General features: G+C 35.4%; 5 protein-coding genes and 1 pseudogene. All 6 read left to right on the top strand.

What is annotated here, in order from left to right; all coding sequences use genetic code 11:
- Nucleotides 1–468: pseudogene (locus tag FUA24_RS24950) on the top strand (hypothetical protein); the annotation flags it as partial.
- A gap of 12 nt (nucleotides 469–480) precedes the next feature.
- Nucleotides 481–1,650: a glycoside hydrolase family protein gene (locus FUA24_RS24945; protein WP_187388145.1), complete on the top strand. Its 1,170-nt coding sequence runs from the start codon at nucleotides 481–483 to the stop codon at nucleotides 1,648–1,650.
- A gap of 11 nt (nucleotides 1,651–1,661) precedes the next feature.
- The gene (locus tag FUA24_RS03610) at nucleotides 1,662–3,122 is read left to right on the top strand and encodes an alpha-galactosidase (RefSeq protein ID WP_148540097.1); all 1,461 of its coding nucleotides are present in this window, start codon (nucleotides 1,662–1,664) and stop codon (nucleotides 3,120–3,122) included.
- A 2-nt stretch (nucleotides 3,123–3,124) separates the two neighbouring features.
- Complete coding sequence (locus tag FUA24_RS03605; RefSeq protein ID WP_148540096.1) at nucleotides 3,125–5,683, top strand: glycoside hydrolase family 5 protein; 2,559 nt, start codon at nucleotides 3,125–3,127, stop codon at nucleotides 5,681–5,683.
- Between the two features lie 21 nt (nucleotides 5,684–5,704).
- On the top strand, nucleotides 5,705–7,204 hold the full coding sequence (locus FUA24_RS03600; RefSeq protein ID WP_148540095.1) for an alpha-L-fucosidase: 1,500 nt from the start codon (nucleotides 5,705–5,707) through the stop codon (nucleotides 7,202–7,204).
- Nucleotides 7,205–7,217: 13 nt separating this feature from the next.
- Nucleotides 7,218–8,517 (top strand): carbohydrate-binding protein (locus FUA24_RS03595; RefSeq protein ID WP_148540129.1); only part of this gene is annotated, 1,300 nt, incomplete at its 3' end.

Genomic DNA, 8,517 nt, shown 5'->3' with positions numbered 1-8,517 from the left:
AGGTCCTGCGCCGTACTTATTAGCGAAAATGGTATACTTGGGCCCTATAAAGTTGTTTCCAATACGGTTTACAAAGGCATTGAAGGGCTGCCCCAGGAAAAAATGGAGGACCCCACCCTTTGGTACAGTGGCGGTATGTACCACCTAGTAGTAAACCACTGGAGAGGGGGCGATGTATCCTACCACCTTACTTCAAAAGATGGCATAACCAACTGGCAAAAAAGAGGGATTGCCTTTAGCAAGGACCATGGGATATTCAAATATACAGATGGTACGGATAACTACTGGAAATGCATACAGCGCATGACGGTATACGTTGAAGATGGGCATCCAACACATTTCCATTTTTCTGTTATCGACTCTGGAAAGGGAGGCGATTTGGGTAATGACAATAGCGGCAGTAAGATTTTGATTGTTCCTTTTGACGGTAAAGCTTTTGATGCTTATATGAGTAAGATTAATAAATAAAGAGTAATAAAAATGTCATATTTATTTAAATACAGTTCAGGAACTAAGTTGCTTATCATACTATTGGTTTTTTTTAATATATGTAATGGGCAGGATAAAAAGAATTTAGTTGACTTTTTTCTTCCTATGGAGCCACAAGGACCGTTGGTATCTGAGGGTATTTGGGGAGAACCAAACGTATTGCCCAGAGACATCAACAATGGGCTAGAGGACGGTACCATCAAGGACTCTTTAGGCAACTTAAGAGTAGACAAATGGTGCTACTGGGACGGAAAGATTGTAAGGGATGAAAAGAACGTCTACCACATGTACGCCAGCAGGTGGACCCAGGAGAAGCGCCACAGCAAAGGTTGGAAAACGGCATCAAAGGCCATACATGCCGTAAGCGATAACGTTATGGGACCATACAAGGACCTTGGAATGGTGCATCCCAATTGGAAGGATGGGCTAGGTTCAAACGTAGTAGCCCTTAAGACACATGATAACAAATATGCCATTGTGCAAAGTGAGCGTTCTCCAGGAGAGGTATTCATTTCGGATTCCCCTTATGGTCCATTCGAGCTTTTAGGAGATATCAAGATAGACCTGAACGGTTATGATTATAGCCTGGTAAGATATGATACGAACAACGCAGGTGCCGTCAAGGACAGTTCGGTAGGGTTCATGTCCAACGTACAGATATTCCTAAGGCCAGATGGGCGCTATATGCTCATCCCTAGGTCCTGCGCCGTACTTATTAGCGAAAATGGTATACTTGGACCCTATAAAGTTGTTTCCGATACGGTTTACAAAGGTATTGAAGGGCTGCCCCAGGAAAAAATGGAGGACCCTACCCTTTGGTACAGTGGTGGTATGTACCATCTAGTGGTAAACCACTGGAGAGGGGGCGATGTATCCTACCACCTTACTTCAACAGATGGTATAACCAACTGGCAAAAAAGGGGCATTGCCTTTAGCAAGGACCATGGTATATTTAAATATACAGATGGTACGAAGAACTACTGGAAATGCATACAGCGCATGACGGTATACGTTGAAGATGGGCATCCAACACATTTCCATTTTTCAGTTATCGACTCTGGAAAGGGAGGCGATTTGGGCAATGACAACAGCGGCAGTAAGATTTTGATTGTCCCTTTTGACGGTAAAGCTTTTGATGCTTATATGGCTTCTACTAATTAATTTGATAAGACATGACGACAAAAAGAAGAGACTTTATAAAAAAAACAGGACTAGGAATAGCAAGTATTGGTTTTTTAAATACACTAAATGCAGATACTAAATCTGCGGATCCAGAATTTGTTTTTAATGATATTAATGGTGGGTCAGATTTGGAAATGAAATCTTTTAGAGTGACAGCTCCTCTTTTTTGTCCGTACCACAGTATTCCTGGAGGTCACCCCGGAGGCGGTGGGTCTCATTATTATAGAAAAGAAGCATTTACGCATAATCCATTTACCATCAGAGCAAGTGGTATGTCAGGGTCTCCTGTTATTGTTGATGCCAATGGTAAATTCTTTGGTTTTATGTCTACTTTCGGTTATGAAAATTCTACATTCAACTTTAATGGTACAGATACACTAACCATTCAAATACCCAATGGGCAAGATGTTTTTGTTGATGAAAGTGGAAATGGTGATACCGCTTGGAAAATATATAATACAAAAATAATGGGGCGTCTGGGTATTGAACCCCTTAAGGATTACCCAAAGTTTTGGTCAGATGTAGAATACTGCACATGGGTTGAACAGAAATACCAAAGAACACATCAAATTTCACATTTTAACTTATTAACTCATGAGTTTGTTAAGAAATATATAGATGCTATTATTGATTTGGGATATCCTAAAGGAAAATTAACGCTAGACCATGGTTGGGGACAATTTCCTAGCGGACATGTAGATTCTGGTTTTGGTTCGTGGGTACCAGACCCTAAAAAATTTCCTGATTTTAAAAATACTATGGAAATGATTCAAGAAAAAGGGTTTACTCCTGGTCTATGGATAGGATTTCCAAAAATACATAAGGATAGCCTTATTGCTAAGAAATCACCAAACTTATTAGGTCAATGGGAAGCACGTGGGGAAAAAATAGCCAGTAAAGGTGTTAGGTATCTTAATCCTGCTGCAGACATATACAATTATGCCTCAGAAGTTATAGGAAGGTTTAATGACATGGGGGTTAAAAAATTCAAAATAGATATGTCATACAATACAAAATCTGACATGTTACACATACATAAAGAATTATACAGAGCAGCTAAAAATATCAACCCCGAATTAGAAATGGAGTTTCATGTTTCTGATATATTCTTTGCTAAATATGCTGATGTAATAAGAACAAACGATGTATGGCTTAGGGATAATGTAGATTGGGAAGGTAGGGTAAAAACACATTATAAGGTTGCCTCTCAGTCTTGTCCTGGAAGAGGTATAAACCTAGATCATATTGGAGGTAATGACACTAAAGTAATTACCGAACAAAAATTCCTGAAGCATTTAAATATGTATAAAAACAAAATAGGATATCCATTAGTTTCTGTATTACCAAATCACTTTGGTGAAAAATGTACAAGGGCTACCGGAGATTATCTATGGCAGTATGCCAATGGACCGCGTAAACTAGTTTCAGATTTCTACATAAAAGAAGATTAATAATGACACATTCAACCTTTAATATAAAATTTAGTTTAATTGGATTATTTTTCCTTTTATATACATCACAATTTATTACAGCGCAAACGCATGTAGATGATGAAGGTGTTGTAAGATGGACAAAATCTAATAAAGAGGTCTGTAATTTTGGTACCAATTATGCCATTCCTTTTTCTTACTGGAAATGGCGTGCCCCTCTAGGAGCAGATTATCATAAAGCCATAGATGAAGATGTATACCACATGGCAAGGTTAGGCTTAGATGGGTATAGATTGCATATTTGGCAAGGTTATATAACGGATGCAGAGGGTAATCTTGTTTTTAATGAACACTTAGAGCTTTTAGATTATCTGTTTTTCAAACTCAAACAAAGAGGTATCAAGATATTCATTACTTGTATGTATGGGGGAGAAGGGGGCGGTTATACCACACAATTCAAAAACAAATGTATAAGTAACCAGAATTGTTGGCCAATGCAGGAAAATTATTTAAAGCAATTAGTTTCACACATCAATCCTTATACAAATATATCATATAAAGATGATGAAGATATTATTGCATTTGCCATACATAATGAGCCAAGTCACGGTACAAACCCTGAACAGACAACAGCCTACATTAATACCATGTATGATGCTATTCGCTCAACGGGATGCTCTAAACCTATATTTTATAATATAACAACTAGTGCCTATCAAAAAGAATATATTCTTGCTTCTAAAATTGAAGGTACTACATTTCAGTGGTACCCAACCGGGCTTACTTCTAATATGAATTTACATGGCAATTCGCTTCCAAATGTAGATGCGTATACTATAGCTTTTAAAGATGAAATAGAACAGCGTAAAACCCCAAAGTTTGTATATGAATTTAGTCCATCTGATGTTGGAAAATCAGCTACTATGTATGTTGCTATGGCGCGAAGTTTTAGAGAAGCTGGTTTTCAATTTGCGGCACATTTTGCATACGACCCTTTGCACGCAGCCGATAGTAATATTGAATACAGGACACATTTTTTAAATTTAATTCATACGCCAAAGAAAGCAATAGGGATGATGATAGCAGCAGAAGCCTTTAGGTACATTCCATTAGGAGAATCTCAAGGACGCTATCCTCTCAATAATGATTTTGGACCATTTCATTTAGACCCCGATAAAGATTTAGCTGAAATGATTACAAAAGAGAAATTTTTGTACTCAACCAGTACCAACTCTTCAATTGTGTCTGCTAAAACACTAAAGCAGGTTGCTGGAACAGGAAACTCTCAAATAGTAAAATATAACGGTACTGGTGCATATTTTTTAGATAAGATAAAAAATGGTGTTTGGAGGCTTGAGGTATTGCCAGATATGCTTTGGGTAAAAGACCCATTCTTTGCGCCTTTTCTTGAACGTGAGGCTTCGGTAATTCAGAATAACTCTAATTTAATGCAGTTGGATTTACCTGATTTAAAAGCAGGGTTTGCAATCAAGGGATTAAATACGGGTAATACAATTAAAACATTTGCCAATGGAAATACATTTGAAATCAAACCAGGAACTTACCTGATAACTAGTCCAGATACTAAATACCTTGAAGAAAACACGATTATAGCAAATAACATTAATTTAAATGAATATTATACCTCTGCAAAGACAATAAATAGTGCGCATTTGGTGCATAAACCCTTAAAAGAAATACCCCTAGGTGAAACTTTAAATATTAGTGCTTTTGTAGCTAATCCAAATCCTGTGGAAGAAGTTTATGTAACAGTATTATCAAAAGGAGGAGGTAAAAATTATCCTATGAAAAAGTCTGTGGCTCCATTTAAATATGACGTAGAACTTCCAAAAGAGCTATTCAAAACCGAAAAGGTTTTAAGATACCATATTACTGTTAAAACCAATAAAAATAATCTAATATATCCTTCTGGAATACCGGGTGCTCCACTCTTGAAAAGAAGAAAATATCGTGGTGATTTAAGGTTAGATGATACTATTGAACCTTATGAAACTATGGTTGTTGACAATGCAAGACCTGTTTTATTATTTAATGCCGAAACAGATTGGAATATGGTTGTAAAGCCCAATAGAAGTGATTTAATAGAAAAACATCCATCAAAGTATTCCACACAGTCTGTTATTAAGTTAGAACCAAAAAGGTTTAAAGGTATCGATTCTTTAAAATTTATAAGAATGTATTGTGCAGATAGAATTGCAGAACGCAAATTACATCTAAAAAATAAGCACGAACTGGTTATAGAAGGGTATCCTTTATCTGAAAAAGATGAAACACTGCATATAACAATAGCGCTAAAAGATGCTACGGCTTATGTGGGGAAAATAAATGTATCAAGTAGTAACAATTATTTTAGTATAAACCTAAAAGATTTAAAACAGGGGCAACTACCTCTATTACCAAAACCATATCCTGGTAAAATAAATTTGCCGTATTGGTTTAAAACAAAATCTCCCACCCAATTTAAATTATCTGAAGTAGAACATATTTTTTTAGGAATTGAAAAAGCAAATCCTAATACAATTAATAGCGGAATTGCAATTAGTAAAATGTATCTAAAATAAAATTTATCTTTTGAATTACCTATGAAATATTTTAAACTACTATTTTTTTTAACCTTAAGTATATTAAGTTGTGGAGAGAAAACCAGTTCTGGCAAGGATTTAGTTTTTAACACAACATCTTGGGATTCACTATCCATACATATGAATGACCCAGAATGGTTTTCAGATGCCAAATTAGGTGTTTACTTTCATTGGGGACCCTATTCTGTGCCAGCATTTCATAATGAATGGTATCCTAGATGGATGCACGTAAAAGGAACAAAGGCTTATAATTACCATGTAGAAAATTTTGGAGACCCAGCTAACTTTGGTTATCACGACTTTATTCCGATGTTCAAGGCTGAAAAATTCAATCCGAAAGAATGGGCAGAATTATTCAAAATATCGGGCGCTCGTTTTGCTGGTGTCATAGCACAGCATCATGATGGATTTGCTATGTGGGATAGTAAGATAAATCCTTACAATGCATCAGATATGGGGCCTAAAAGAGATATCGTTGGAGAGATGCTTGAAGAAGTTGAAGAATTGGGTTTAAAGACAATAACCACTTTTCATCATGCTAGAACCTATCAAAGGTTTAAAAATGATTCTACCAAATGGGGAGATAACGCTAGCTATTTTCCATACAATCCTAACTATGCAACTGCATCAGAAGATAATAAGCTAAAGTATTTATATGGAAATATGCCTTGGGATGAATTTCAAGAATATTGGCTAGAAGAAGTAAATGAAGTTGTAAAGCAATATCAACCTGATATTATTTGGTTTGATAGTGGGCTTGATAGAATTTCTGAAGACTACAGAATGAAAATGGTTAATCTGCAAGTAAATAATAGTATAAAGAATAATAAGAAAACAATAGTAGCCTATAAGCAAGAAGATTTACCTAAAAATGTTGGTGTTTTAGATATAGAGCAAGGAGGTATGCGAAATATTGCCGATGAATACTGGCTGAGCGATATGACCATAAGTAAAGGGAGTTGGAGTTATGTAAAAGACCAAACTTATAAGAAACCAGAACTACTCATAAGAAACATGATAGATATATGGAGCAAACGTGGCATTGTTTTATTAAATGTGTCACCAACAGCAGAAGGCGTTATTAACCAAGAGCAGCAACACGTATTAAATGCCATAGGAAAATGGATTAAAAAACACGAAGAAGCTGTTTATCAAACAAGACCATACAAAATATTTGGTTATGGTGAAGCCCTTGTTGAAGATGGCAGACATGGTGGCCAAAAAGCCACTACCGAATACAGCCATAACGATATAAGATTTACAATATCTAAAGATTCCAGTGCTATTTACTTATATGTGTTGGGTAAACCAAAACCTAAGGAAACAATATCTATAAAACATATTAGTGAATATTATAAAGATAGAATTAAAGCAATATCACTACTTGGTAGCCATGTGCCAATAGAATGGAATTTAAACAATGCCTTTTTAAATATTACCACGCCTAATTCAAACGAAATGGATGATATAGCAACGGTTTTTAAAGTCTCTTTAAAGTAAAAAAGGTTATCAAATGAATATAAAGATATTTTACTATTCCATTTTTATAGCATTTAATTGCGTTTATACATTTGCACAAAACCCTATTATTAAAGATATAGGGATGTCGGACCCCCATGTACGCGTATTTAATGACACAATTTATCTATTTACAGGTCATGATTCTTCTCCTGAGGATAAAACTTGGAAAATGCCAGATTGGAAAGTCTATAAAACAACCAATTTAACAGACTGGACATTAATAAATACCATTAGCCCCAAAAACAATTACATGAATGACAATAGCTTAGATTGTTGGGCAGGTGATGGGGCTAATAGAAACGGTAAATATTATTTCTATTTCTCTGATAAAAAAAGAGGAATTGGGGTAATGACAGCTAATACTATGTATGACGATTTTAACGATGCTTTGGGAAAACCTCTTGTTAGTCCTATGCACGACCCCACTATTTTAATTAATGATGATGAAGCCAATACGCCATATATAGTCTATGGTGAAAAACATGGTGGAGGTTACCATGTCGCCCAATTAAATGATGATATGATTTCGCTCGCTGAAACACCAAAACCAATACAAATTATTGGCAAGGAATGGGAAGATACGCCAGAGTGGATGGACAAAAACTATATTTTTAAATTTAAAGACACTTATTACCTCTCTTGGGGTAAAAACTATGCGGTTAGTAAAAACATATACGGTCCGTATAAAACAGTTGGTAGTGTTGGAGAAGGACATGATTTAGGTGAATTGGCACATGGAAGCTTTTTTTGGTGGAAAGGGCAATTTTACCACATTTGGTGTTATTATATAAGGCCTGGATATAGGTATAGAGAATCAATAATTTCGTATTGTCATTTTGATGAAAAAAATCAAATTGTCACAGATACTAGATTTTTAGACAGCCATTTTAATTACGGTGTTGCCCGATACAATACAAGTTGGGAAAAAATTGAATCTGAATGGTTTTATGGAAAATCAGATAACCTAGAAAAATCCCATTACATAAATAAGGACTTTGTTATTACCAATTTTAAAAATAAAAGTTGGTTGCAATTTACTAAAGTGAAATTTGAAGGTGCTGAAAAATACTTTTCCGTAAAGTTTGAAAATAACATTAAAAAAGGGAAGGTAGATATACGCTTAGGAAGCCAAAAAGGGGAATTATTGGGAAGGATAAATCTTTCTAAGCACAACGCCAAAACGCGTAATCAAAATACAGTTTACACAGGTGATTTAAATAAGATTATAACTGGAGAACAGGATATATACCTAGTATTTAAAAACCTAGATACCTCAGCTAAACTTAATTGGT

The sequence above is a fragment of the Seonamhaeicola marinus genome, from assembly GCF_008085455.1.
The sequence above is the reverse complement of the archived record's forward strand: the minus strand, read 5'-3'. Positions and strand labels throughout refer to the sequence as shown.